The organism is Nocardioides sp. NPDC057767 (assembly GCF_042798275.1).
GTDB lineage: Bacteria > Actinomycetota > Actinomycetes > Propionibacteriales > Nocardioidaceae > Nocardioides.
This window is the reverse complement of sequence record NZ_JBHVKJ010000041.1, coordinates 26,192-49,815: the sequence shown is the minus strand read 5'-3', so window position 1 is coordinate 49,815 and position 23,624 is coordinate 26,192. Positions and strand designations below refer to the sequence as shown.

Annotated in this window: 24 protein-coding genes; 1 reads left to right on the top strand and 23 read right to left on the bottom strand. The window is 68.5% G+C overall.

All coding sequences use genetic code 11. The annotated features are described in order from the left end of the window. Positions 1 to 72 precede the first annotated feature (72 nt). The 23 genes from rarD to ACFVDI_RS20200 form a co-directional block, all read right to left on the bottom strand. Entirely contained in the window at positions 73 to 990 is a 918-nt protein-coding gene (gene rarD, locus ACFVDI_RS20310) for an EamA family transporter RarD (protein WP_378909084.1), read from the bottom strand. Positions 991 to 1,045: 55 nt separating this feature from the next. Beyond that, positions 1,046 to 2,059, bottom strand: coding sequence for a polyprenyl synthetase family protein (locus ACFVDI_RS20305; RefSeq protein WP_378909078.1), 1,014 nt, complete (start codon positions 2,057 to 2,059; stop codon positions 1,046 to 1,048). Continuing rightward, the gene (nuoN, locus tag ACFVDI_RS20300) at positions 2,056 to 3,600 is read right to left on the bottom strand and encodes an NADH-quinone oxidoreductase subunit NuoN (RefSeq protein ID WP_378909092.1); all 1,545 of its coding nucleotides are present in this window, start codon (positions 3,598 to 3,600) and stop codon (positions 2,056 to 2,058) included. Before nuoN ends, ACFVDI_RS20305 begins: the two co-directional genes overlap by 4 nt. 4 nt (positions 3,601 to 3,604) lie before the next feature. Further along, positions 3,605 to 5,029, bottom strand: coding sequence for a NuoM family protein (locus ACFVDI_RS20295; RefSeq protein ID WP_378909074.1), 1,425 nt, complete (start codon positions 5,027 to 5,029; stop codon positions 3,605 to 3,607). Then, positions 5,029 to 6,894, bottom strand: coding sequence for an NADH-quinone oxidoreductase subunit L (gene nuoL / locus ACFVDI_RS20290; protein ID WP_328527679.1), 1,866 nt, complete (start codon positions 6,892 to 6,894; stop codon positions 5,029 to 5,031). Before nuoL ends, ACFVDI_RS20295 begins: the two co-directional genes overlap by 1 nt. Beyond that, entirely contained in the window at positions 6,888 to 7,193 is a 306-nt protein-coding gene (gene nuoK, locus ACFVDI_RS20285; protein WP_008356449.1) for an NADH-quinone oxidoreductase subunit NuoK, read from the bottom strand. Before nuoK ends, nuoL begins: the two co-directional genes overlap by 7 nt. A gap of 79 nt (positions 7,194 to 7,272) precedes the next feature. After that, positions 7,273 to 7,989, bottom strand: coding sequence for an NADH-quinone oxidoreductase subunit J (locus ACFVDI_RS20280; RefSeq protein ID WP_378909067.1), 717 nt, complete (start codon positions 7,987 to 7,989; stop codon positions 7,273 to 7,275). Next, entirely contained in the window at positions 7,986 to 8,525 is a 540-nt protein-coding gene (gene nuoI / locus ACFVDI_RS20275) for an NADH-quinone oxidoreductase subunit NuoI (protein ID WP_328527681.1), read from the bottom strand. Before nuoI ends, ACFVDI_RS20280 begins: the two co-directional genes overlap by 4 nt. Further along, positions 8,522 to 9,808, bottom strand: coding sequence for an NADH-quinone oxidoreductase subunit NuoH (gene nuoH, locus ACFVDI_RS20270; RefSeq protein WP_378909063.1), 1,287 nt, complete (start codon positions 9,806 to 9,808; stop codon positions 8,522 to 8,524). The genes nuoI and nuoH overlap by 4 nt, the downstream gene beginning before the upstream one ends. Further along, positions 9,805 to 12,015 carry an NADH-quinone oxidoreductase subunit G gene (locus tag ACFVDI_RS20265; protein WP_378909060.1) on the bottom strand — a complete coding sequence of 737 codons (2,211 nt, stop codon included), beginning with the start codon at positions 12,013 to 12,015 and terminating at the stop codon, positions 9,805 to 9,807. The genes nuoH and ACFVDI_RS20265 overlap by 4 nt, the downstream gene beginning before the upstream one ends. After that, the gene (gene nuoF / locus ACFVDI_RS20260) at positions 11,994 to 13,307 is read right to left on the bottom strand and encodes an NADH-quinone oxidoreductase subunit NuoF (protein WP_378909058.1); all 1,314 of its coding nucleotides are present in this window, start codon (positions 13,305 to 13,307) and stop codon (positions 11,994 to 11,996) included. The genes ACFVDI_RS20265 and nuoF overlap by 22 nt, the downstream gene beginning before the upstream one ends. Further along, positions 13,300 to 14,046, bottom strand: coding sequence for an NADH-quinone oxidoreductase subunit NuoE (nuoE, locus tag ACFVDI_RS20255; protein ID WP_378909055.1), 747 nt, complete (start codon positions 14,044 to 14,046; stop codon positions 13,300 to 13,302). The genes nuoF and nuoE overlap by 8 nt, the downstream gene beginning before the upstream one ends. Beyond that, on the bottom strand, positions 14,043 to 15,356 hold the full coding sequence (locus tag ACFVDI_RS20250) for an NADH-quinone oxidoreductase subunit D (RefSeq protein ID WP_378909053.1): 1,314 nt from the start codon (positions 15,354 to 15,356) through the stop codon (positions 14,043 to 14,045). The genes nuoE and ACFVDI_RS20250 overlap by 4 nt, the downstream gene beginning before the upstream one ends. After that, the gene (locus tag ACFVDI_RS20245; RefSeq protein WP_378909088.1) at positions 15,353 to 15,958 is read right to left on the bottom strand and encodes an NADH-quinone oxidoreductase subunit C; all 606 of its coding nucleotides are present in this window, start codon (positions 15,956 to 15,958) and stop codon (positions 15,353 to 15,355) included. Before ACFVDI_RS20245 ends, ACFVDI_RS20250 begins: the two co-directional genes overlap by 4 nt. Before the next feature lie 23 nt (positions 15,959 to 15,981). Further along, the gene (locus tag ACFVDI_RS20240) at positions 15,982 to 16,536 is read right to left on the bottom strand and encodes a NuoB/complex I 20 kDa subunit family protein (RefSeq protein ID WP_378909049.1); all 555 of its coding nucleotides are present in this window, start codon (positions 16,534 to 16,536) and stop codon (positions 15,982 to 15,984) included. A 1-nt stretch (position 16,537) separates the two neighbouring features. Further along, positions 16,538 to 16,894: an NADH-quinone oxidoreductase subunit A gene (locus ACFVDI_RS20235; RefSeq protein ID WP_008356428.1), complete on the bottom strand. Its 357-nt coding sequence runs from the start codon at positions 16,892 to 16,894 to the stop codon at positions 16,538 to 16,540. 209 nt (positions 16,895 to 17,103) lie between these two features. Further along, positions 17,104 to 17,931 carry a hypothetical protein gene (locus ACFVDI_RS20230; RefSeq protein ID WP_378909035.1) on the bottom strand — a complete coding sequence of 276 codons (828 nt, stop codon included), beginning with the start codon at positions 17,929 to 17,931 and terminating at the stop codon, positions 17,104 to 17,106. Then, positions 17,901 to 18,170: a hypothetical protein gene (locus ACFVDI_RS20225; protein ID WP_378909033.1), complete on the bottom strand. Its 270-nt coding sequence runs from the start codon at positions 18,168 to 18,170 to the stop codon at positions 17,901 to 17,903. The genes ACFVDI_RS20230 and ACFVDI_RS20225 overlap by 31 nt, the downstream gene beginning before the upstream one ends. Before the next feature lie 189 nt (positions 18,171 to 18,359). Then, positions 18,360 to 19,010 carry an HD family hydrolase gene (locus tag ACFVDI_RS20220; RefSeq protein WP_378909032.1) on the bottom strand — a complete coding sequence of 217 codons (651 nt, stop codon included), beginning with the start codon at positions 19,008 to 19,010 and terminating at the stop codon, positions 18,360 to 18,362. A 53-nt stretch (positions 19,011 to 19,063) separates the two neighbouring features. Then, positions 19,064 to 20,161, bottom strand: coding sequence for a hypothetical protein (locus ACFVDI_RS20215; protein ID WP_378909029.1), 1,098 nt, complete (start codon positions 20,159 to 20,161; stop codon positions 19,064 to 19,066). A 91-nt stretch (positions 20,162 to 20,252) separates the two neighbouring features. Next, complete coding sequence (locus ACFVDI_RS20210; RefSeq protein ID WP_328527690.1) at positions 20,253 to 20,930, bottom strand: ankyrin repeat domain-containing protein; 678 nt, start codon at positions 20,928 to 20,930, stop codon at positions 20,253 to 20,255. 19 nt (positions 20,931 to 20,949) lie between these two features. Further along, positions 20,950 to 21,639 carry a demethylmenaquinone methyltransferase gene (locus ACFVDI_RS20205; RefSeq protein WP_328527691.1) on the bottom strand — a complete coding sequence of 230 codons (690 nt, stop codon included), beginning with the start codon at positions 21,637 to 21,639 and terminating at the stop codon, positions 20,950 to 20,952. Between the two features lie 37 nt (positions 21,640 to 21,676). After that, positions 21,677 to 22,258 carry a hypothetical protein gene (locus ACFVDI_RS20200; protein WP_328527692.1) on the bottom strand — a complete coding sequence of 194 codons (582 nt, stop codon included), beginning with the start codon at positions 22,256 to 22,258 and terminating at the stop codon, positions 21,677 to 21,679. Positions 22,259 to 22,365: 107 nt separating this feature from the next. Here ACFVDI_RS20200 and ACFVDI_RS20195 point away from each other — a divergent pair, with 107 nt between their 5' ends. Beyond that, positions 22,366 to 23,616, top strand: coding sequence for an isochorismate synthase (locus tag ACFVDI_RS20195; protein ID WP_328527693.1), 1,251 nt, complete (start codon positions 22,366 to 22,368; stop codon positions 23,614 to 23,616). Positions 23,617 to 23,624 lie beyond the last annotated feature (8 nt).

Here is a 23,624-nt window from a genome sequence, read left to right as displayed (position 1 = left end):
AGACGGCACCTGGGTGCCGTCTCGACCGACCTGAGTGACGTCTCGGCCTACGGGGGCGACTTCTCGGCGGGTCTAGACGCCCGTCGAGCTCAGCGGCGCGACCTGCGCACGCAGGACCCTGCGGCGGTGATGAACCGCCTCGGCGCTGAAGATCACGAGCGCGACCCAGACGATTGCGAAGCCGGCCCAGCGGCCGGGCGGCATCGCCTCGTGGGCGATGAAGACGCCGACGGCGAACTGCAGGATGGGCGCGAGGTACTGCAGCAGGCCGATCGTGACCATCGGCACCCGGATGGCGGCGGCGCCAAAGCAGGCCAGCGGCACCACGGTGATGATGCCGAGGCTGATCAGCAGGAGTACGTGGAGGACACCATGACCGACGAGCGTGCCGTTGCCGGTGGCCTGGAGAGCGATGATGAGCGCGATCGCGACGGGCGCCGTCACGGCCGTCTCGACGGCCAGCGACTCGAACGGGCCGACCCCCGCGCTCTTCTTGAGCAGCCCGTAGGTGCCGAACGAGAACGCCAGGATCAGCGCTACCCACGGCAGCCGCCCGTAGTCGAGAGTGAGCACGATGACGGCCACGAACGCGATCCCCAGCGCCACCCACTGCAGTTTCCGCATCCGCTCGCGGAGGATGATCACGCCCATCAGCATCGTGACCAGCGGGTTGGTGAAGTAGCCCAGGCTCGTCTCCACGATCCGCCCGTTGTTGACCCCCCAGATGTACGTCACCCAGTTGATCGAGATGACCGCCGCGGCCGCCGTCAGCAACCCGAGCTTGCGCCGGTCGCGCAGGATCGCCGCCACCTGCTTGCGGCGCCCCACGATCAGCACCAGGCCCGCGGCCACGACGAGCGACCACACGATCCGGTGACCCAGGATCTCCCAGGCACCGGCCGGCTCCAGGAGCGGGAAGTAGAGCGGGAACGCACCCCACATGACGTACGCCGCAGCGCCGAACATCACTCCACGCCGCTGCTCACTCACGCCGCAACGGTACTGCCAGGGCCCGGATACCCTTTACCGAATATCGCGCCTCGGCTCAGACGGAACGGACGGCGACGATGTCGGCGAAGGCCTCCAGCGCCGTGCGGACCGGACCCTCGGGCAGCGGGGCGAGGGCGGCCTTGGCCTCCTCTGCGCGGGCCTGGACGTAGGCGCGGGCCTCGGCCAGCGCCGGGTGGGCGCGCAGCAGGGCGACGCACTCGGCCAGGGCCGCGTCGTCGGTGAGATCGCCGTCGAGAAGCTCGAGGAGACGGGCGTCGCCGGGCTCGTTCCCGCGGCGGACGAACAGCACCGGGAGCGTCGGGACGCCTTCGCGGAGGTCGGTGCCCGGGGTCTTACCGGACTCGTCCGAGGCGATGTCGAGGATGTCGTCGGAGAGCTGGAAGGCGACGCCGACGATGTCGCCGTAGGCGACCAGGGCTTCCTGGATCTCCTTGTCGGCACCGGAGAAGAGCGCGCCGTAGAGAGCCGAGGTGGCGATCAGGACGCCGGTCTTCCCCGCCAGCACCTCGAGGTGGTGATCGACCGGGTCGACGCCATCGGCCGGCGCGACACCCTCGAGGATCTGGCCCTCGACGAGCTTGGCGAAGGTGGCCGCCTGGATGCGTACGGCCTCGGGGCCCAGCTGGGCGGTCAGCTCCGAGGAACGGGCGAAGAGGAAGTCACCGGTCAGGATCGCGACGTGGTTGTCGAAGCGGGCGTTGGCGGTGTCCTCGCCGCGGCGCACGAGGGCCTCGTCCATGACGTCGTCGTGGTAGAGCGAGGCCTGGTGGGTGAGCTCGACGATGCAGGCCGCGGTGATGACCTCGTCGGCGAGCGTGTCCGGACCGCACTCGGCGGCCAGCAGCACCAGCAGCGGCCGGAACCGCTTGCCGCCGGCTTCGAGCAGGTGCGAGGCCGCTTCCGTGACGAAAGGAGAGCTGCTGCGGGCATAGCCCGCCAGCTTCTCGTCCACGATCGCCAACCGAGCGCGCAACCGCTGCTCGAGCTCGGGATCGGTGATCGGGAGGGCGAGTTCAGGGGCTCGGTCGGTAGGTGCGCTTGTGCTCACCCGATGAATCCTCCCGCATCCACCAACAGGCTGAGCACAGGGCCCGGAATTACACCCAACAAGACGGTTGCGACAGCGCTCAGTGCGATCACGACGGAGGTGGCGTAGGACGGCGTCGAAACGGTGGCCACATCCTCGCGGGCGTCGGTGAAGAACATCAGCATGATCACACGAACGTAGAAGAAGATCGCGATGATGCTGGAGCCGATCGCGACAACGACGACGGGCCACTGGCCCGCACCCAGCGCGGCGGCGAAGACGCCCCACTTGCCGATGAACCCTGCGGTCAGCGGCAGCCCGGCCATCGAGAGCAGGAAGACGGCGAAGGTCGCCCCTACCCACGGGTTGGTCCGGCCCAGGCCGGCCCAGCGGTCGAGCGAGCCGACCTCGCCGTTGGGTCCGCGGACAAGGGAGACGATCGCGAAGGCACCGAGCGTCGCGAACCCGTAGGCGGTCAGGTAGAAGAGCACCGCCTGGGTCGAGCCGAAGGCGTCGGTCTGCACGCCGAGCAGGCCGGTGAGCAGGAAGCCGGTGTGGGCGACGGCGGAGTAGCCGAGCATCCGCTTCACATCGGTCTGCACGATCGCGAAGGAGGCGCCCAGCAGCATCGTCAGCACGGCGACGACGCCGATGGCCGGGCGCCAGATCTCGCCCTCGGCTCCGAAGGCGACGTAGAAGAGCCGGAGCATCGCGGCGAACGCAGCGATCTTGGTGGCCGCGCTCATCCATGCGGTCACCGGCGTCGGAGCGCCCTGGTAGACGTCGGGGGTCCAGGAGTGGAACGGCACCGCACCGGTCTTGAAGAGCAGACCGACCGCCATCAGGCCGACGCCGAGGAGCAGCAGCGGGCTGGAGCCGTCCTCGGCCACCACCTCACCGATCTCGGCCAGCGACATCGAGCCGGCGAAGCCGTAGACCAGCGCGAGACCGTAGAGGAAGATGCCGGAGGAGAAGGCGCCGAGCAGGAAGTACTTCAGCGCCGCTTCCTGAGAGAGCAGCCGGCGACGCCGCGCCAGCCCGGTCAGCAGGTAGAGCGGGAGCGAGAGCACCTCGAGGGCGACGAAGAGCATCAGCAGATCGCCGGAGATGCAGAACAGCATCATCCCGCCGACCGCGAACATCATCAGCGGGTAGACCTCGGTGTGCTCCAGACCCCGCTGGGAGGCGGTGCGCTCGGCAGGCGTGCCCGGCAGAGCGGCGGCCTGACCGGCGAACGCGCTCACCCCGTTGTCGAGACGGCGCTCTGCGAAGAGCGCCACACCGCCGAGCGAGACCAGCAGCACCAGTCCCTGGGAGAAGACCCCGGGACCGTCGATGACGAGGGCGCCCTCGCCCGTCGAAGCACCCAGCGCAGATCCGGCGCCGACGGCGACCGTCCCGGCGAGGGCCGCGACCAGGCCGGCCAGCGCCAGCGACACCTGGGTGTTGAACCGTGCGGCGCGCGGCGCGAAGGCCTCCACGACGACACCGGCGCAGGCGACGCCGAGCACCAGCAGGACGGGCCAGAGGGTGGCGTACGAAATTCCGGGGGACTCGAACATCGCGTCACTCACCTGCCTGGATGACATCAACAAGAGGAGCCACGACCGGCTGGGCCGCCGAGATCAGCGGTCCAGGGACGAAGCCGAAGAAGAAGAGCGCGACCAGCAGCGGCACGAGTACGCCGACCTCCCGCCGGTCGAGGTCGCGGACCGGTCTCCGGGAGAGCTGGGCGGGCCCGGTGAAGATCCGCTGGTAGGCCCACAGCACGTAGATCGCGGCCAGCACGATCGCGGTGACCGCGATGACGCCGACCAGCCAGTGGTAGTCGAAGGCGCTGATCAGGACCATGATCTCGGAGACGAACTGGGACAGCCCGGGAAGGCCGGCGGTGGCCAGTCCGGCGATCAGGAACGTGCCGGCCAGCACCGGGGTGGCCTTCTCCAGCCCTCGCATCGAGGAGATCGAGGCGGTGCCCTTGCGAGCGATCAGGAACCCGGCGATCAGGAACAGCGCCGCGGTCGCGACACCGTGGTTGACCATGTAGAGGATCGCGCCGACCAGACCCTCGCGAGTCGCCGCGAAGATGCCCAGCGTGATCAGCCCGAAGTGGCTCAGCGAGGTCAGACCGATCAGGCGGAGCAGGTCGTCCTGGCCGATCGCGAGCACCGCACCGTAGACGATCGAGATCAGCGCCAGCACGATGACAACCGGCGTCGCCCAGGCGGAGGCCTCCGGCACCAGACCCAGACAGAGCCGGATCATGCCGAAGGTGCCGATCTTGTCGAGGACGCACACCAGGAGCACCGACGTCGGCGTGGTCGCCTGCTCGGTCGTGTCGGCCAGCCAGGTGTGCACCGGGAACAGCGGCGCCTTGACCGCGAACGCGATGAACATCGCCACGAAGATCCAGCGCTCGGCGGTGGTGCCGATGTCGAGCTGGGCCAGGTCGCTGATCAGGTAGGACGGCGCACCGGCCTCCGAGGAGACCACGAAGAACCCGATCAGCGCACCGAGCAGCACCAGTCCGCCGCCGAGCTGGAACATCAGGAACTTCAGCGCGGCCTTGGCCCGCCTGGGGCCGCCGTGCTGGCCGATCATGAAGTACGCCGGGATCAGCGTCGCCTCGAAGGCGATGTAGAAGACGAACAGGTCGGCGGCCAGGAAGGTGAGCAGCGCGAAGGCCTCCAGGGCCAGCGCCCAGGCGTACCACCGCTTGTCGTGGTCCTTGACCGCCGCCACCATCACCAGCGGGACCAGGACGACGGTCAGCAGCACCATCAGCTTGCCGAAGCCGTCCATCTCGAGCGCCCAGTGGACGCCGAGCGGCTCCATCCAGACGACGTCGGTGTCGGGGGCGGTGAACATCGTCACCAGGCCGGCGATCAGGGTCGCGATCGCGAAGCCGAAGGCCCACAGCTTGGGCCGGGCCGGCATCACCGCGGTGACCAGCGCACCCACGAACGGGATGAGGACGAGAGTTGTCAGCATCAGTTGACCACCAGGATCGCGAGGGTCACCAGCACAGTGCCGCCGAGGACGGAGAGGGCATAGGAGCGTACGTAACCGGTCTGTGCCTTGCGGAGCTCACCGGCGATCGCCGCCAGGGCGATCGGGCCACCGCTCATCAGGCCGTCGACGGCGTACTTGTCGGTCGCCAGGGCGCCGCGGGTGATCGCCATCCCGGGCGGGACCACGACGTCCTCGATGTGCGGGACGTGCAGGTAGGGGGTCGGCTCGGTCGTGGCCGGGCGACGTCCGAAGACGAACCCGGCGGCCGCCACCCCGATCGCGACCACGAGCACCGCGAGCACGGAGGTGGCCCAGACCGGGAGCGGACCGTGGTGCTCGGCGTGGCCGATGGCGACGACCGGCTCGAGCCAGTGCTCGATCCAGCCACCGAGCGCGAACACACCGCCGAGGACCGAGAGCGCGGCGAGCACGACGAGCGGTCCGGTCATGATCCGCGGCGACTCATGCGGATGTACGCCCTCGGGCCACCGCTTGCGGCCGAAGAAGGCGAGCATCATCAGGCGGGTCATGTAGAACGCGGTCACGCCGGCGGCCAGCAGGGCGATGATGCCGACCAGCCAGCTCTCGGCGAAGGCGACCTCGAGGATCTTGTCCTTCGACCAGAAGCCGGCGAAGCCGGGGAAGCCGATGATCGCCAGATAGCCCATCGCGAACGTCAGGAACGTGACCGGGAGCGCCCGGCTGAGGGCGCCGTAGTGCTTGAGGTTCACGTCGTCGTTCATGCCGTGCATCAGGGAACCGGCGCCGAGGAACATGTTGGCCTTGAAGAAGCCGTGGGTGAGCAGGTGGAAGATCGCGAACGCGTAGCCCGGCCCACCCAGGCCGGCCGCCAGCATCATGTAGCCGATCTGGCTCATCGTCGAACCGGCCAGGACCTTCTTGATGTCGTCCTTCACGCAGGAGATCGCGGCACCCCAGATGATCGTCACCAGGGCGACGACCACGACGGCGGTCGAGGCGGCCTCGGCAGCGTCGAAGATCGCGCTGCTGCGGACGATCAGGTAGACGCCCGCGGTCACCATCGTCGCCGCGTGGATCAGTGCCGAGACGGGCGTCGGGCCCTCCATCGCGTCCAGCAGCCAGCCCTGCAGCGGCACCTGGGCGGACTTTCCGCAGGCACCCACCAGCAGCAGGATGCCGAGCCAGTTGAGGGTCGTGGTGGTCGTGTCGCTGATGTCGATCGCGGAGAAGGACGTGGACCCGAAGGTGACGAAGGACAGCGCGATCGCCAGCGAGAGGCCCATGTCGCCGACGCGGTTCATCACGAACGCCTTCTTGGCGGCGGCGGCCGCGGACGGCTTGTGCTGCCAGAAGCCGATCAGCAGGTAGGACGCCAGACCGACGCCCTCCCAGCCGAGGAAGAGGCCGACGTAGTTCTCCGCCAGGACCAGCATCAGCATCGCGGCGAGGAACAGGTTGAGGTAACCGAAGAACCGGGTGCGCCGCTCGTCGTGGGCCATGTAGCCGACCGAGTAGACGTGGATCAGCGTGCCGACCCCGGTGATGAGCAGCAGGAACAGGCTGGAGAGCTGGTCGTAGAGCAGGTCGAAGCCCACCGACAGGTCACCGGTGTCGAACCAGGTGTAGAGGTGCTGGACGACCTGCCTGCTCTCCTCGTCGCGGCCGAACGCGGCGATGAAGAGGACCAGCGACAGCACGAACGACGCACCGGCGAGCACGACTGCGAGCCAGTGCCCGATCCGGTCGAAGAGCGCCGGAGCCAGCGGCCGGCCGATCAGGATCAGAGCAGCGCCGGCCAGGGGCAGCGCGATGACCAGCCAGATCAGCGAGAAGACGCCGCTGGCCTCAACAGGATTCACCACTTGAGCATCCTTGGCTCGTCGACCGAAGCCGTGTTTCTGGTGCGGAAGATGGTCATGATGATCGCCAGCCCGACGACCACCTCAGCGGCCGCGACGACCATCACGAAGAACGCCGTCACCTGCCCGTCGAGGTTGCCGTGCATCCGGCTGAACGCCACCAGGGCCAGGTTGGCCGCGTTGAGCATCAGCTCGACGCACATGAAGACGACGATCGCGTTTCGCCTGGTCAGCACCCCGATCGTGCCGATCGTGAAGAGGATGGCGGACAGGATGACGTACGCCGTGGTGTTGTCTGTCATGCCGCCGCCTCCGTAGCGCAAGCGCCAGAATACGAACGCGGCGGCATGTTGATCCTATGACTCGCTCGCTGACGCTCGCTCATTCGCCCTGCCCCTCGTCACCCGTTCCGTTCGAGCGGCCACCGGCGAGGATCGCCGGGACCGACTTCGTGCTCTGCGAGCCGTCCGGCAGCAGCGCCGGGGTGTCGTTGCTGTTGTGGCGCGCGAAGGTGCCCGGTGGGGGCAGCGGACCGAGGTGCTTGCCGCTCTTCGCGTAGTCGGCGACCCGCTTGCGGGCCAGGTCGGTCTGGCTCTGCTTCGGGTCGATCCGCTCGCGGTGGGCCAGCACCATCGCCCCGATCGCGGCGGTGATCAGCAGTGCGCTGGTCGCCTCGAAGGCGATCACGTAGCGGGAGAAGAGGAGGTCGGCGAGGCGTTGTACGTTGCCACCCTCGTTGGCGCTGGAGAGCCCACGCATGGTGGCGATGCTCGCCTGGCCGACGCCCGCGATGAGCGTGGCTCCGAGCCCGATGCCGAGCAGCACCGCGAGCACCTTCTGCCCGGCGATCGTCTCCTTGAGGGTGTCGGAGGTGTCGACGCCGACCAGCATGATCACGAACAGGAACAGCATCAGGATCGCGCCGGTGTAGACCACGATCTGCACCGCGAACAGGAACGGCGCCTCCAGCGTCGCGTAGATCATCGCGAGCCCGACCATGACGACCGCCAGCGAGAGCGCGGCGTGCACGGGCTTGCGCGCGAAGAGCAGGCCCAGCGCCGCGATCACCGTGATCGAGGCGAGGATGACGAAGCTCACTGGACTCGCTCCTTGGGCTCCGGTGCGTAGTAGGAGGTGTCGTCGTTGCCGAGGAACATCGGGTGGGGAGGCGCCTCCATCCCGTCCTCGAGCGGGGCGAGCAGGTCCTGCTTCTCGTAGATCAGGCTCTCGCGCGAGGTGTCGGCGAGCTCGTACTCGTTGGTCATCGTCAGCGCCCGCGTCGGGCAGGCCTCGATGCACAGCCCGCACAGGATGCAGCGCAGGTAGTTGATCTGGTAGACGCGGCCGTAGCGCTCACCCGGCGAGTAGCGCTCCTCCTCGGTGTTCTCCGCGCCCTCGACGTAGATGGCGTCGGCCGGACAGGCCCACGCGCACAGCTCGCAGCCGACGCACTTCTCCAGGCCGTCGGGGTGCCGGTTGAGCTGGTGGCGGCCGTGGAAACGCTCCTCGGTCGGCTCCTTCTGCTGCGGGTACTGCTCGGTGACCGGCTTCTTGAACTGCGTCCCGAACGTCACCGCGAACCCGCTCACCGGGTCCCAGAAGCGCTCCTTGAACGTGCGGTCGTCGTTGCTCACTTTGCCTCCTCAGGAGAGGGAAGAATGCGTACGCCGGTGGCACCCGACGGCGGTCCGAACACCAGCGGCTGGGCGGCACCTCGCACGGCGCCACCCTGGGGCAGGGCGGGCGTGGGGAAGCCCCCGGTCGGCTTGGTGACCTGGGCCTCCTTCTCCGGAAGCCGGTTGAGGAAGCCGAGCACGACGACCACCGTGACGGCCACACCGAAGCCGAAGAGGATCCAGTTGGGACTGAAACCGCCCTCGATCGCGGCCATCTTGATCACCGCGACGACGACGATCCACGCGAGGCTCGCCGGCAGCAGGACCTTCCAGCCGAGCGACATGAACTGGTCGTAGCGCAGCCGCGGCAGGGTGCCGCGCAGCCAGATGAAGATCCAGATGAAGAAGAACATCTTCAGGAAGAACCACAGCACCGGCCAGTAGCCCTCGTTGGCGCCGGCCCAGATGGTGCCGAGGCCGAGCGGGGCCCGCCAGCCGCCGAGGAACAATGTCGTGGCGAGTGCGCTGACGGTGGCCATGTTGATGTATTCGGCCAGGAAGAAGAGCGCGAACTTCAGGCTGGAGTATTCGGTGTGGAAACCACCGACCAGCTCACCCTCGGCCTCGGGGAGGTCGAACGGCGCTCGGTTGGTCTCACCGACCATCGAGATGCAGTAGATCAGGAAGGACGGCAGCAGCAGCGCGCCGAACCACCAGTCCTGCTGCGCGGCGACGATCTGGCTCGTGGACAGGCTGCCGGCCATCAGGAAGACGGTGACGAGCGCCAGACCCATGCTCACCTCGTAGGAGATCATCTGAGCGCTGCTGCGCAGGCCTCCCAACAGCGAGTAGGTCGAGCCCGAGGCCCAGCCACCGAGGACGATCCCGTAGATGCCGATGCTGGCGATCGCCATCACGAACAGCACCGCGACCGGCATGTCGGTCAGCTGCAGCGGCGTCTGGACACCGAAGAGATTGACCTCCGGCCCGAACGGGATCACCGAGAACGTCACGAACGCCGGCACCGTGGCCAGGATCGGCGCGGTGATGAAGACGATCTTGTCGGCCTTCTCCGGGGTCAGGTCCTCCTTGAGCGCCAGCTTCACACCGTCGGCGAGAGACTGCAGCAGACCGAACGGTCCGTGCCGGTTGGGCCCGATGCGATGCTGCATCCGGGCCACGACCTTGCGCTCCCACCAGATGTTGAACAGCGTCAGCACGACGCAGACCACGAAGACCAGCAAGACCTTGATCGCGATGATCCACCAGGGGTCCTGGCCGAACTGCTCCAGCCCGTTCACTGCGCACCCTCCACCGTCACCGTCGAGCCCGGCGAGGCCAGGTCAGCCCATACGCCACGCCCGAAGCTGTTCGTCGGCACCCACACGGTGCCGTCCGCCATCTCGGCCGGCAGTGCCGGGAGCGTCCAGCTCCCCCGATCTCCGGTGACCGTCACGACGTCGCCGAGCTCCGCGTGGAGCGCTGCCGGGAGGCGTACGAAGGCCGGTCGGGCGGTCGCCGCCAGCGCTTTGTCACCGCTCTGCAGCGTCCCGTTGTCGAGCATCAGGTGCCAGGTGGCCAGCCGGAGCCCCGCCGAGTCGGTAGTTGTGGCGGCCGAGTCGGTAGTTGTGGGCGACGAGACGACAGTTTCGTCCGCCACTTCTGCGGACTCGGCGCCCAATTGTGCGAACTCGGCGGTGATGTGGCCGAGGACCTCGGCGTCGGAGTAGGCCGCGGGCTTGTCGAAGACCTTCTCGAACGGGCGGCGGCGGCCTTCCCAGGTGACGAACGTGCCGGCCTTCTCCGAGGCGGTGGCAACAGGGAGTACGACGTCGGCACGCTCGGTCACGGCGGTGACCCGCTGCTCGAGGCTGACCACGAAGCCGGCCTGGTCCAGGGCCGCCAGGAAGGCGGCCGGGTCGGCGGTGTCGTCGGGGTCCACGCCGGCGACCACGAGGGCATCGAGGCCGGCTCGGACCATGGCGTCGGCGTCGAGACCGCCCTCGCCCGGGAGCAGGTCGGCCTCGACCGCGCCCCGATCGCCGGCGCGACGCGGCACCCAGGCGAGCCTGGCACCGGTGCGATCGGCGAGGTCGGCCGCGGCGGAGTAGCCGCCGGGGCTGGTCGCCAGTCGCTCGCCGACCAGGATCACCGAGGTCTCGGTGACCCCGCTGACCTGCGACAACACGTCCTTCTCTGCACCGGGAGCGGTCAGGACGACCTCGGCTCCGAGCTTGCGGGAGCCCTCGGATGCGTACGCGCTCAGGGCGGTGATCCGCAGGCCCTTCCGGTTGGCCTTGCGCAGCCGCAGGAAGAGCGTGCCGGCCTCGTCCTCGGGCTCGAGCCCGACCAGGACGACATGGTCGGCGGCGTCGAGATCCGCGTAGGTGACGCTCGTGCCCGCCACCCGGGAGCGGAGGAATCCTGTCTCCTCCGCCGACAGCGGACGGGCACGGAAGTCGACGTGCGGCGTACGGAGCGTGTCGCGGGCGAAGGTCGCGTAGGCCTTCGCGTCCTCCAGCGTCAGCCGGCCACCGGGCAGCACGCCCACCGAGCCGGCAGCCGCCAGACCCTGGGCGGCGACGGCGACGGCCTCGAGCCATGACGCCGGCCGGAGCTCGCCGTCCTCGCGGACCATCGGCGAGGTGAGCCGGTCACGGACGGCGTAGCGGAAGCCGAAGCGGTCCTTGTCGGAGATCCACTCCTCGTTGACCTCGGGGTCGTTGCCGGCGAGTCGGCGCATGACCTTGCCCCGACGGTGGTCGATGCGGATCGCGGCGCCACAGGCGTCGTGCTCGGCGACGCCCGGCGTCGAGACGAGGTCGAAGGGGCGGGCGCGGAACCGGTAGTCGTCGCTGGTCAGCGCGCCGACCGGGCAGATCTGGATGACGTTGCCGGAGAAGTAGGACGAGAACGGCTTGTCGTCAGCGATGCCGATCTGCTGCTGGGCGCCACGCTGGATCAGCGCGATCCCCGGGTCGCCCGGGATCTCGGCGGCGAACCGGGTGCAGCGCTGGCAGACGATGCACCGCTCACGGTCGAGCAGCACGTTGGGCGAGAGGTTGATGGGCTTCGGGAACGTACGCTTCGTCCCCTCGAACCGGGTCTCCCCCTGCCCGTGGGACATCGCCTGGTTCTGCAGCGGGCACTCGCCGCCCTTGTCGCACACCGGACAGTCCAGCGGGTGATTGACCAGGAGGAACTCCATGATCCCGTGCTGCGCCTTCACGGCCGTGGAGTTCTGCGTCTCCACCACCATGCCCTCGGCGACCGGGATCGTGCAGGAGGCCTGCGGCTTCGGGAAACCCCGGCCGTTGCCGGCGTCGGGGATGTCCACCAGGCACTGCCGGCAGGCGCCGACGGGGGCCAGCAGCGGGTGGTCGCAGAACCGCGGGATCTCGATCCCGGCCTCCTCGGCGGCCCGGATCACCAGAGTCCCCTCGGGCACGGTCACATCGGCGCCGTCGATCTTGAGCGTCACATCAGTCACTGCTTGGCCTCCGCCCATGCGGTCGACTTCTTGGCGTCGAAGGGACAGCCACCCTGCTCCAGGTGGGCGAGATATTCGTCCCGGAAGTACTGGATCGAGCTCGTGATCGGGCTCGTCGCACCATCACCCAGCGCGCAGAACGAGCGGCCGAGGATGTTGTCGCACTGGTCGAGCAGCAGGTCGAGGTCTTCCGGCTTGCCGTCGCCCTTCTCCAGCCGCTCCAGCACCTGCACCAGCCACCAGGTGCCCTCGCGGCACGGGGTGCACTTGCCGCACGACTCGTGCTTGTAGAACTCCGTCCACCGCAGCACCGCGCGCACCACGCAGACGGAGTCGTCGAAGATCTGCAGCGCGCGGGTGCCGAGCATCGAGCCCGCCGCGGCCACCCCCTCGAAGTCCAGCGTCACGTCCAGGTGCTCCTGGGTGAACAGCGGGGTCGAGGAGCCACCTGGGGTCCAGAACTTCAGCTCGTGGCCATCCCGGATCCCACCAGCCAGCTCGATCAGCTTGCGCAGCGTGATCCCGAGCGGGGCCTCGTACTGTCCCGGCTTCTTCACGTGGCCGGAGAGCGAGAAGATGCCCACGCCGGCCGACTTCTCGGTGCCCATGCCCGCGAACCAGTCGGCGCCGTTCTTCACGATCGCGGGCACCGAGGCGATCGACTCCGCGTTGTTGATCACGGTCGGGCTCGCGTAGAGACCGGCGACGGCCGGGAACGGCGGCCGCAGGCGAGGCTGTCCGCGGCGTCCCTCGAGCGAGTCGAGCAGCGCGGTCTCCTCACCACAGATGTAGGCCCCGGCACCGGCGTGCACGACCAGCTCGAGGTCGTAGCCGGAGCCGTGGATGTTCTTGCCGAGGTGGCCGGCCGCGTAGGCCTCACGGACCGCGGCCTGCAGCCGCCGGATCACGTGCAGCACCTCGCCGCGTACGTAGATGAAGGCACGCTCCGCGCGGATCGCGTAGGAGGAGATGATCACACCCTCGACCAGGGTGTGGGGCGAAGCCATCATGAGCGGGATGTCCTTGCAGGTGCCCGGCTCGGACTCGTCGGCGTTGACCACCAGGTAGCGCGGCTTGGGGTTCTCCGGGTCGGGCGGCGGCAGGAAGCCCCACTTCACCCCCGTCGGGAAGCCGGCGCCGCCGCGGCCGCGGAGACCGGAGTCCTTGACCGCGGTCTGTACGTCCTCGGGAGCCATCCCGAGCGCGACATCGAGCGCCTCGTAGCCACCGGCGGCGGTGTAGGCGGGCAGGGTCCAGGCCCGGTCGTCGGCCCAGTTGGCGGTCAGCACCGGGGTCAGGGTGTCAGTCATCGGACGCCTCCTCGGCGATCGTCTCCGACTCGGCGCGACGGGTGTCGGCGATCTCGACGGCTTCGGGCAGCTCCTCCGGCAGAGCGGTCGAACCACGGGCGTCGCCCGGTGCCGCCCAGCCGCGCTCGCGCGCGAGCTCCAGCCCGACCCGCGACGCAGACCCGGCGGCCGGGCCCTCGTCGACGAGCCCGTCCTCGAAGCCGGCCAGGACCCGCTCGGCCTCGCGCCAGCTCGTGATCCGGGCGCCGCGGGAGGCCACGACCTCACGGCCCTCACGCAGGTCGTCGACCAGCTGCGAGGCCGACTCCGGCGTCTGGTTGTCGAAGAACTCCCAGTTGACCATCACCACCGGCGCGTAGTCGCAGGCCGCGTTGCACTCGATGTGCTCGAGCGTGATCGCGCCGTCGGCGGTGGTCTCGTCGTTGCCCACCTCGAGCTTCTCGCGCAGGCAGGCGAAGATCTCGTCGCCACCCATGACCGCGCACAGCGTGTTGGTGCAGACGCCGACGTGGTGGGTGCCGACAGGGTGGCGCTTGTACATCGTGTAGAACGTCGCCACCCCGCTCACCTCGGCGGGCGTGAGGCCCAGGACCTCGGCGCACGCCTGGATCCCCTCGGGGGTGACCCGGCCCTCCACCGACTGCACCAGGTGGAGCATCGGCAGCAGCCCGGAGCGGGCCTGGGGGTAGCGAGCCGCGATCTCGCGCAGCTCGTCGTAGGTCTCAGCAGTCAGCGTCATCGGTCGACGCCTCCCATCACCGGGTCGATGGACGCGATCGCCACGATCACGTCGGCCACCATGCCGCCCTCGGACATCACGCTGGTGGCTTGAAGGTTGGTGAACGACGGGTCCCGGAAGTGGACCCGGAAAGGCTTGGTGCCCCCGTCGCTGACCACGTGGGCGCCGAGCTCTCCGCGCGGCGACTCGATCGCGGCGTACGCCTGGCCCGCCGGCACCCGGAAGCCCTCGGTCACCAGCTTGAAGTGGTGGATCAGCGCCTCCATCGACTCACCCATGATGTGGCGGATGTGGTCGAGGGAGTTGCCCTGGCCGTCGGGGCCGACGGAGAGCTGCGAGGGCCAGGCGATCTTCTTGTCGGCCACCATCACGGGGGCGCCGTCGAGATCCTTGAGCCTCTTGAGCGCCTGCTCCATGATCCGCAGCGACTCCCACATCTCGGCCAGCCGCACCCGGAACCGCCCGTAGGAGTCGCAGGTGTCCCAGGTGATGACCTCGAAGTCGTAGTCCTGGTAGCCGGAGTAGGGCTGGGTCTTGCGCAGGTCCCACGGGTAGCCGGTGCTCCGCAGGATCGGGCCGGTCAGACCGAGTGCGAGGCAGCCCTCGAGGTCGAGGTAGCCGACCTGCTCCAGGCGGCCCTTGAAGATCGGGTTGGCGTTGCAGAGCGCGGCGTACTCGGTCAGCCGGGTCTTCATCAGCTCGATGAACTCGGTGACTCGCGCCACGGTGCCTTCCGGCACGTCCTGCGCGACGCCGCCCGGGCGGATGTAGGCATGGTTCATCCGCAGGCCGGTGATGAACTCGAACAGGTCCAGGCACAGCTCGCGCTCGCGGAAGCCGATCGTCATCACGGTCAGGGCGCCGAGCTCCATGCCACCGGTCGCGATCGCCACCAGGTGGGACGAGATCCGGTTGAGCTCCATCAGCATGACCCGGATGACGTCGGCCTTCTCCGGCACCTCGGCGCCGATGCCGAGCAGCTTCTCTACCCCGAGGACGTACGCCGTCTCGTTGAAGATCGGCGAGAGGTAGTCCATCCGGGTGACGAAGGTCGTGCCCTGGGTCCAGGAGCGGAACTCCATGTTCTTCTCGATGCCCGTGTGGAGGTAGCCGATCCCGGCGCGTGCCTCGGTGACGGTCTCGCCCTCGAGCTCGAGGATCAGCCGGAGCACCCCGTGGGTCGAGGGGTGCTGCGGGCCCATGTTGACGACGATCCGCTCGTCCTTGACGTCCTTGAGGGCGTCGGTCAGCTCGTCCCAGTCCTGGCCGGTGACGGTGAACGTACGGGCCTCGTCTTCCGTGGTCGTCATGAGTAGCTCCTGCGAGTGTCCGGCGGCGGGATCGTCGCGCCCTTGTATTCCACGGGGATCCCACCGAGCGGGTAGTCCTTGCGCTGCGGGTGGCCCGGCCAGTCGTCGGGCATCAGGATCCGGGTCAGCCCCGGGTGGCCGTCGAAGACGATCCCGAACATGTCGTAGGTCTCGCGCTCGTGCCAGTCGAGCGTCGGGTAGATGCCCACCCCGCTCGGCACGTGCGGGTCCTCGTCGGGGGCGCTCGTCTCGACCCGCACCCGGCGGTTGTAGGTCATCGAGAGCAGGTGGTAGACCGCGTGCAGCTCTTTTCCCTGGTCAGCGGGGTAGTGCACCCCAGAGACCCCCGAGCAGAGCTCGAAGCGCAGCTCGTCGCGGAGCAGCTGCAGGGCCTCGAGCAGCCGCTCGCGGCGTACGTGGAAGGTCAGCTCACCGCGGTGGATGACCGCCTCCGCGCCGGTGATGGCGAGGGCATCGGCGATCTCCTTGAACCAGCCGCCGTAGGGCTGCACCCCGACGTCGCTGGTGCGGCTCGGCATCGCGTGCCGGCGAGTGAGGCCGGCGTAACCGCTGGTGTCGCCCGTGCCGCTCACGCCGAACATGCCGCTGGGGTCGTGCTGGTCGTTCACCGCAGGAGTCCCGTCTGGTCGATCAGCGGCAGCTGGCGCAGGGCCACGGCCTCGGCCGCGACCTCCTCGCGCTCGGCATTGACGCCCAGCGAGCCGTGCTGGATCTTGTCGTGGAGCTTGAGGATCGCGTCGATCAGCATCTCCGGGCGCGGCGGGCAGCCGGGGAGATACATGTCGACGGGCACGATGTGGTCGACGCCCTGGACGATCGCGTAGTTGTTGAACATGCCGCCGCTGCTGGCGCACACGCCCATCGCGAGCACCCACTTCGGCTCGGGCATCTGGTCGTAGATCTGCCGCAGCACCGGCGCCATCTTCTGGCTCACCCGGCCGGCCACGATCATCAGGTCGGCCTGCCGCGGACTCGCCCGGAAGACCTCCATGCCGTAGCGGGCGAGGTCGTACTTCGGGCCGCCGCTGGTCATCATCTCGATGGCGCAGCAGGCCAGCCCGAACGTCGCCGGCCACAGGCTCGCCTTGCGGAAGTAGCCCGCCAGGCCCTCGACGGTCGTGAGCAGAACTCCGCTCGGAAGCTTTTCTTCGAGACCCATGTCAGTCCCAGTCCAATCCACCGCGGCGCCACACATAGGCGTACGCGACAAAGACGGTCAGCAGGAACAGGCCCATCTCCGCGAGGCCGAACCACCCCATCGCGTCGAACCTGACGGCCCACGGGTAGAGGAAGATGATCTCGATGTCGAAGATGATGAAGAGCATCGCGGTGATGTAGTACTTCACCGGGAAGCGACCGCCCAGCGCCTGTGGCGTGGCCTCGATCCCGCACTCGTAGGGATCCGCCTTGGCCTGGTTGGCGCGGCTCGGTCCCACGACCGAGCTCATGATCACCGAACCGACCGCGAAGAGCGTCGCCAGTCCCGCCAACGCGAGCACCGGCACGTAGAGCTCCATCTCGCCTCCTACCCTGAGCGGCCCACCCCTTCTTGAGACTTTGTGAATAGAATCACAATGTGGGCCAACTCACATCCTGCCACTCCTGCGGCGGATTGCAAGTGGGTTGCTGAAATGGCGCGCGGGCACTTTCCCGCCATGGTGGGAAAGTGCCCGCGCATCCGGCGGCAAACGCTTGCAGAATCACGCCATGGCGGGGTTGTGGCGGGTCAGACTTCGGCGCTGACAGCCGGCGTCGGCGTGTCGAGGAAGGCCCGAGGGATCACCACGAAACGCTTCTCGACGTTGTCCGGGGACATCGGTGTCCCATCTGGGCCCGGCCGCAGCACTTCGTACGTCACGGTGTGCTCGGTCGTCCGGCGCATGTTCAACCACTCGTGATGCCAGGCGACGCTTCCCCAAGGTCCTTGGACCTCGATCCACTCACCCACCGATCCGACCACCCTGGCACCGGCCGGATACATCCCAGACATCCGCCCATGAGCAGCGAGGAGCCAGGCGGCCGGGTTGATCAGCGTCATCACCGCAAAGAGGGTCGCCATCACATATGAGCCGAAGGCAAACTGGGCTGCAGTGTTGATGCTGAAGAGCACCGGGAGCGCCCAGGCCACGATGCCGACCTCGGCGCGCAACCACGACCTGATGAGCCTGAGCCGGAGGGCCTGGGCGATCACCACCGGCTCTCCTGCCATCAGGGGTTCCGCTGACGGCCCACCCGCCCTCGCCAGCAGTTCGCGTCGGATCTCCGGGCCGATGAGCTGGACTGGGAAGTCGACCGAGCACGACAGCTCATCGGGCCCGGCCGGTAGGTACAACGGGGCGGCCACGGTCCTCGGGCCATCCTGTCGGCACCGCACGAGCACCGGGCCCACCGTGACCTGCGACAGTCGTGACCAGGGGTAGAAGGCGAGCCGACTGAGCGTACGCACGCCCATGCCGCCGTCCGTCGCCCACGCAGCGAGCGTGGCGCCGACAGGATACTCGCGCTCGACCCGGCCGCGGACGGTCAGCAGCAACACCAGCGCCAGAAGAGCCACCCCGAGAATCCGAGGGTCACCGCAGTCGCGATCACGAAAACGTCGCCGATGGCTTCGGGAGCCAACTCGTGCGCACTGGCCCAGACGAGGCCTGCCAGCAGCAGGGCCATGCCCAGAGTATTCAGCCAGAACGCCGGGCCCCGAAGCCGCAACCCCACCATGGCCCGCTTGAGCCGGCGCTGATCGTCGATCGTGACAGTCCAGTCCGTCACCGAGCCCGGTACCACATCCGCATCCACGGGCGGCCCTCCTCAGCTTCCCGGCCTACCAGCCTGTCGCAGCGTACTGGATACCCCGGGAGGGAATGACCCGATCTCCCAACGCTGAGTCGGCCCGTCTTGACCGAAAATCGTGCCGAGTCGGCTCGTCATGACGAGCCGAGTCGGCCCGATTCTGCGTCAAGATGGGCCGACTCGGCGGGATCGGGGTCAGTCGGGATCGGGGCGGATCCAGCCCTTGGCGAGCCCCGCGCGAACGATGGCGTCGGTGGCCGCACCGAGGGTGGTCGAGGCGGCGACGACGCCGGCCTCACGCGCTCGGACACGGGACTCGGTGGCACCGGGCATGCTCCAGGTGCCACCGCGGTTGAGCCAGTTGAGGAGCATCGGCTCGAGGCGGTCCATCGCCTTGCAGAAGCGCGCCTCGGGAGTCTGAGCGGCCTCGAACTCGTCCCACAGCGCCCGGATCTCGCCTGCCTGGTCCGGGGGCAGCGTCGCGAAGAGCCGGTCGGCGGCGGCCAGCTCACGCTCGACCTGGTCGACGACCGCCGCAGCGTCGAAGACCGGGCTGTCGCCGGCGTAGATCTCGACCATGTCGTGGATGATCACGAGCTTGATCGCGTGCCCGACGTCGATCGGCTCGTCGGCGTACTCCGCCAGCAGCAGCACCATCAGCGCCAGGTGCCAGGAATGTTCGGCGTCGTTCTCGCGTCGATCGGCCGCGGCCAGCGGGGAGGCGCGCAGGATCGTCTTGAGCCTGTCGGCCTCCGCGATGAACTCCAGCTGGGCTCGCAGCCTTCCGCCGATCTCGTCCGGGAGGGGGTTCAGGTCGATGATCAGATCTTCGTGCTCGTCAGCCATGCCCCGACCTTCTCATTGCCGGGGATTGAGCGCGCACCTCACCCCCAATGCTGTCATTGACCTGCGGAAATACCTCTGGACTCGCCGAGTTGAGTGCCGGGCGGGCGGCATCCGAGCCGACTCAAGACGTCATCGGGTACCAATGCCACCGGGATGGTCTCGCGACCCATCGACTGGACCGGGTTCGGGTAGGTGAAGGCGGTTCCCCGCACCCGAGACCCCTGAAGCACCCGCCAGGGGATCACCTGCTCATCCCATGCCGTCAGCACCCTCATGCCCACGTCCTCGAGCTGCAGCGTCGCTCCAAACCCAACGGGAAAGAGCGTTCGAACCTGGCGACGCGTCATCCACCAGGGCGTCCAGACACTCAGGGCAACGACGGCCGGGAACAGAAGGCTCGTCGCCCTCATGCCAGACCCGTCCAGGATCATCACGACACCGAGGACAGCGTGTCCCATCGCAGCGACAGCGAGGAGAACCTGCACGGCCAGCATCTTCGGTTCGAGGATCAGCGTCAACCAGGCGTCACGCGCCAGCTTGCGTTGAGAGTCAGCCGTCGCGACCCAGGTGCGTGCCTGCCTGACCCCGGTTCCGCGCGGGAACCCCTCCTGGGACGGCACCGGCCCCTGTCCGACGACCGAAAGCCCGATGCGTCGGAGCACGTCATCTGCCACGACTGCGCGAGGCACCCACACACTCAGCTCTGGCATCAGCCCAGGTAGGGATTGCTCGGGGCGTACGGCCAGTCGATCAGGAATGCCGAGTACACCGGCGTTGGTCCGTGCGCCCCTGAGCTGGTCCCAGCGCCACGATGTCTCCCCGAGAGCATGGGCGATCCGAAAGCCGCGCTCGTCCACCGCGGAGAAGACGACCTGGCCGAGTGGGTAGGCAGCGACGATCTGTTTGACGATGACCGATCTGTGGGCGATCAACCACATCAAAGAAGCAAGGAGGGCAATCGCCCCGAGCACGAGCAGCCCGATCCGGTCCAGCCTTCCGATGCTTCCTGGATCGTCGTCCACCACCCACAGGATGGCGAAGACGAGCCAGGCAACGACAGCGATCAGGACGTGACGTACGAACGTTGCTCGTGTCCAGAGCGAGAGTCTTCTCGCCGCCCGGATGAGCTGCCGCTGACCCTTCCAGGTCACGGTCCATGAGTGCACCACGGACGGAGTGTGACCGACTCGGGGCCTGCGTGCAGCCGAATCCGAAACCCTGAGGGGTTGTAGAGGAACTCGGTCAGCGGGTCGGCAGGGGGAGGGCGCGCTTGGAGCGGCTCACGTAGGCCGAGCCCTCCGGGCCGACGACGGCGTAGGAGTCACCCAGGCGGGAGTTGTACTCCAGGTGCGCGCGACCCCAGAACATGCCGATCCGGATGCCGCCGTACATCCCCGGAGCGGTGAACCAGGCCTCGTCGGGGCCGCCCTCCTCGGAGATGAGCCGGACGTCGAACGTACGCAGCTGGTGGTCGCCGCGGAACTCGGCGGTCAGCTCGGCCAGCGTCGTGTTCACGTGGTGGTTGACGGCCTCGAGGTTGTCACCGAGCGGGGTGCCGGGGCGGAAGTAGGGGTCGAGCATGTCGAGCAGGTGGTCGTGACCGCGCCGCTTGGCGAGCTGGTAGGGCGTCTCGCCGTGCGCAGTCGGCAGCGAGCGGACACCGCCCAGCGAGAGCAGCTCCTGGACCGTCTCCCGTGGTGCTCCGAGGTAGGCGGCGTGGTGGAGCGGCGTGAACATCGACTCGCCGCCGATCTTCCAGGTGTTGACGCCGACGGTGTAGTCGTTGCGCACCTGCGAGAGCGCGCGGCGCCAGTCTCCCTGCGCGGCCGCGTCGGTGAGCGAGTCCCTGGCCTTGACCGCTGCGGGCCCGTAGGCCTCGCGAGGCATCAAGATGCCGTCCCATGGCAACGTCGTGGTCATAGTTGAACTTTCGCAGAGATCAAGCGGTTGCGTGATGAAGTGCGACGATTCCACCCGAGAGATTCGTCCAGGTCGGCGACTGCCAACCCGCTGAGGAGAGCATCTCGGCGAGACCTGCCTGGTCTGGCCATGCCCGGATGGACTCAGCGAGATAGACGTACGCGTCGGGGGAGGACGATACCGCGCGCGCTACCGGAGGAAGGGCCTTCATCAGGTATTCGACGTAGAGCGTGCGGAACGGCTTCCAGGTCGGGTGCGAGAACTCGCAGACCACGATCCGGCCACCGGGACGGGTGACCCGGCGCAGCTCGCGCAGGCCGGCCGCCGGGTCGACGATGTTGCGCAGCCCGAACGAGATCGTGACCGCGTCGAAGGTCGCATCGCGGTAGGGCAGCCGGGTGCCGTCGCCGGCCGTGAACGGCAGGTGGGGCTTGGCCTGCTTGCCGACCTGGAGCATCCCGATCGAGAAGTCCGTCGGCACCACGGAGGCGCCGGCGTCCAGGAACGGCTGGGACGAGGTGCCGGTGCCGGCGGCCAGGTCGAGCACGAGCTCGCCCGGCTTGGGGTCGACGGCCTTGATCACCTCACGCCGCCAGCGCCGGTCCTGGCCGAGCGAGAGCACGTCGTTGGTGATGTCATAGCGCTTGGCCACGGCGTCGAACATCCGACGGACGTCGCCGGGCTGCTTGTCCAGATCTGCTCGGGTCACGGGCTGATTCTGTCTCGGGTCGCTGTCCGGCCCGAACTCAGGCGAGCTTCTCGAAGATCTCGTCGGCGTACTTCGCCGCGTCTTCCTTCGAGGCAGCGGTCGCCTGGACGGTCAGGTCGTTGGACGCGTGCGAGCAGGTCGCCTGGGTCTGACCGGTCGACTGGTCTGCGCTGGAGTAGCAGACGTTGTCGCGCACCTTGGAGACCTCGCCGCCGCCGTAGTAGGCGCTGCCGTCGCCGGCGAAGGCGCGGATCATCACGGACTTCTTCATGTCCTTGGTGATGTAGGTGCGCGAGGCCATCGAGAACCCGAGCGCGTCGGACACGTTGCGGTCCTCGGTCTTCGAGCTGGCCGCATTCTGCTTGATGAACAGGTCCAGCTGGTCCTCGGACGCGCCCTGCTGCTTGATCACGTCGAGGTCGTAGGAGGACTTCTTGTCGGCCGGCTTGTAACCGCCCGACAGCGTCTCGGGGAGCGTGATCTTCACGCCCGAATGGGACTCGGAGTCGCCAACCCACCGTGGCAGGCCAACGCCCAGCACGACGAAGAGGGCCAAGGCGATGATGCCGAGGGTGATGCCGTTCTCTGCGATGAACGACTGCTCTTTGTTGGTACTCACGCCAGCGCACGCTACAACCCCGATGGTGGTGGATGGCAAACGGGGCGCAATGCCGCATACATCACTTCGACTCGTCTCGGCCGACACCACGCCGATACGCTGGGCGTGTGAGTGAGTCTGAGCAGCGGTCATTGGTCGCCACCACCGTGGCGCTCGACGCCGGTTCGGAGACGCTCGACGACCTGCTCGCGCTGCTGCCCGCCCGCCGGCGCGTGCTGTCCTGGGTCCGCCACGGCGAGGGCCTGGTCGGCTGGGGCACCGCCGCCGAGATCCGTACGTCCGGACCGGAGCGCTTCGCGCACGCGGCGAAGTGGTTCGAGGAGCTGGCCGCCGTCTCGACGGTCTCCGATCCCGTGGGAGAGCCCGGCACCGGACTGGTCGGCTTCGGCTCCTTCGCCTTCGCAGACCTTCCGGGATTCTCCGTGCTCAAGGTGCCCGCGGTCGTCGTCGGCAAGCGCGGCGACACCGCCTGGGTGACGACCGTGGGACCGGCCGCCACGCCGCCTCCCGCGCTGGCTCCGGCGCCGGACCCTGAGGCGCCGCGCGACGTCGTCTTCGCCGATGCCTACGTCGACGGTGAGCACTGGATGCGGATCGTCGCCGACGCCGTCTCCCGGCTCCAGCACGGCGACCTCGACAAGGTCGTCCTCGCCCGCGACCTGCTGGCCGCGGCCAACGCACCGATCGACATCCGCGCCGTGCTGCGGCGGCTGGCCGATGCGTACCCGACGTGCTGGACGTTCCACGTCGACGACCTCTTCGGCGCGACCCCCGAGCTGCTCGTGCGCCGAGAGCGCGGCCTGGTCACCTCCCGCGTCCTGGCCGGCACGATCTGGCCCACCGGCGAGGAGGACTTCGACCATGCTCTCGCCGCCTCGCTGGCGGAGTCGTCGAAGAACCTCGAGGAGCACGAGTACGCCGCCAGGTCGGTCGCCGACGCCCTGGAACCGCACTGCTCCTCGATGAACGTGCCCGACGCGCCGTTCGTGCTCAAGCTCCCCAACGTGATGCACCTGGCCACCGACATCACCGGCGTGGCCAGCGACGGGGTGAGCTCGCTCGACCTGGCCGCCGCGCTGCACCCCTCGGCCGCGGTCGGCGGCACGCCGCGTGAGGACGCCGTCGCGCTCATCGCCGAGATCGAGTCGATGGAGCGCGCCCGCTACGCCGGGCCGGTCGGCTGGATGGACGCCTCCGGCGACGGCGAGTGGGGCATCGCGCTGCGCTCGGCAGAGATGATCGACGACCGCACCGCCCGCCTCTTCGCCGGGTGCGGCATCGTGGCCGGCTCCGACCCGGAGACCGAGCTGGCCGAGACCCAGGCCAAGTTCGTCCCGATCCGCGACGCACTGTCCTAACCTCCGTT

Coding starts and splice junctions, on each gene's coding strand:
- nuoN (WP_378909092.1), bottom strand. CDS start 3,600: ATGTTCGAGTCCCCCGGAATTTCGTACGCCACCCTCTGGCCCGTCCTG.
- ACFVDI_RS20295 (WP_378909074.1), bottom strand. CDS start 5,029: ATGCTGACAACTCTCGTCCTCATCCCGTTCGTGGGTGCGCTGGTCACC.
- nuoK (WP_008356449.1), bottom strand. CDS start 7,193: ATGACAGACAACACCACGGCGTACGTCATCCTGTCCGCCATCCTCTTC.
- ACFVDI_RS20265 (WP_378909060.1), bottom strand. CDS start 12,015: ATGGGCGGAGGCCAAGCAGTGACTGATGTGACGCTCAAGATCGACGGC.
- nuoF (WP_378909058.1), bottom strand. CDS start 13,307: ATGACTGACACCCTGACCCCGGTGCTGACCGCCAACTGGGCCGACGAC.
- nuoE (WP_378909055.1), bottom strand. CDS start 14,046: ATGACGCTGACTGCTGAGACCTACGACGAGCTGCGCGAGATCGCGGCT.
- ACFVDI_RS20250 (WP_378909053.1), bottom strand. CDS start 15,356: ATGACGACCACGGAAGACGAGGCCCGTACGTTCACCGTCACCGGCCAG.
- ACFVDI_RS20245 (WP_378909088.1), bottom strand. CDS start 15,958: ATGTTCGGCGTGAGCGGCACGGGCGACACCAGCGGTTACGCCGGCCTC.
- ACFVDI_RS20240 (WP_378909049.1), bottom strand. CDS start 16,536: ATGGGTCTCGAAGAAAAGCTTCCGAGCGGAGTTCTGCTCACGACCGTC.
- ACFVDI_RS20235 (WP_008356428.1), bottom strand. CDS start 16,894: ATGGAGCTCTACGTGCCGGTGCTCGCGTTGGCGGGACTGGCGACGCTC.
- ACFVDI_RS20220 (WP_378909032.1), bottom strand. CDS start 19,010: ATGGCTGACGAGCACGAAGATCTGATCATCGACCTGAACCCCCTCCCG.
- ACFVDI_RS20210 (WP_328527690.1), bottom strand. CDS start 20,930: ATGACCACGACGTTGCCATGGGACGGCATCTTGATGCCTCGCGAGGCC.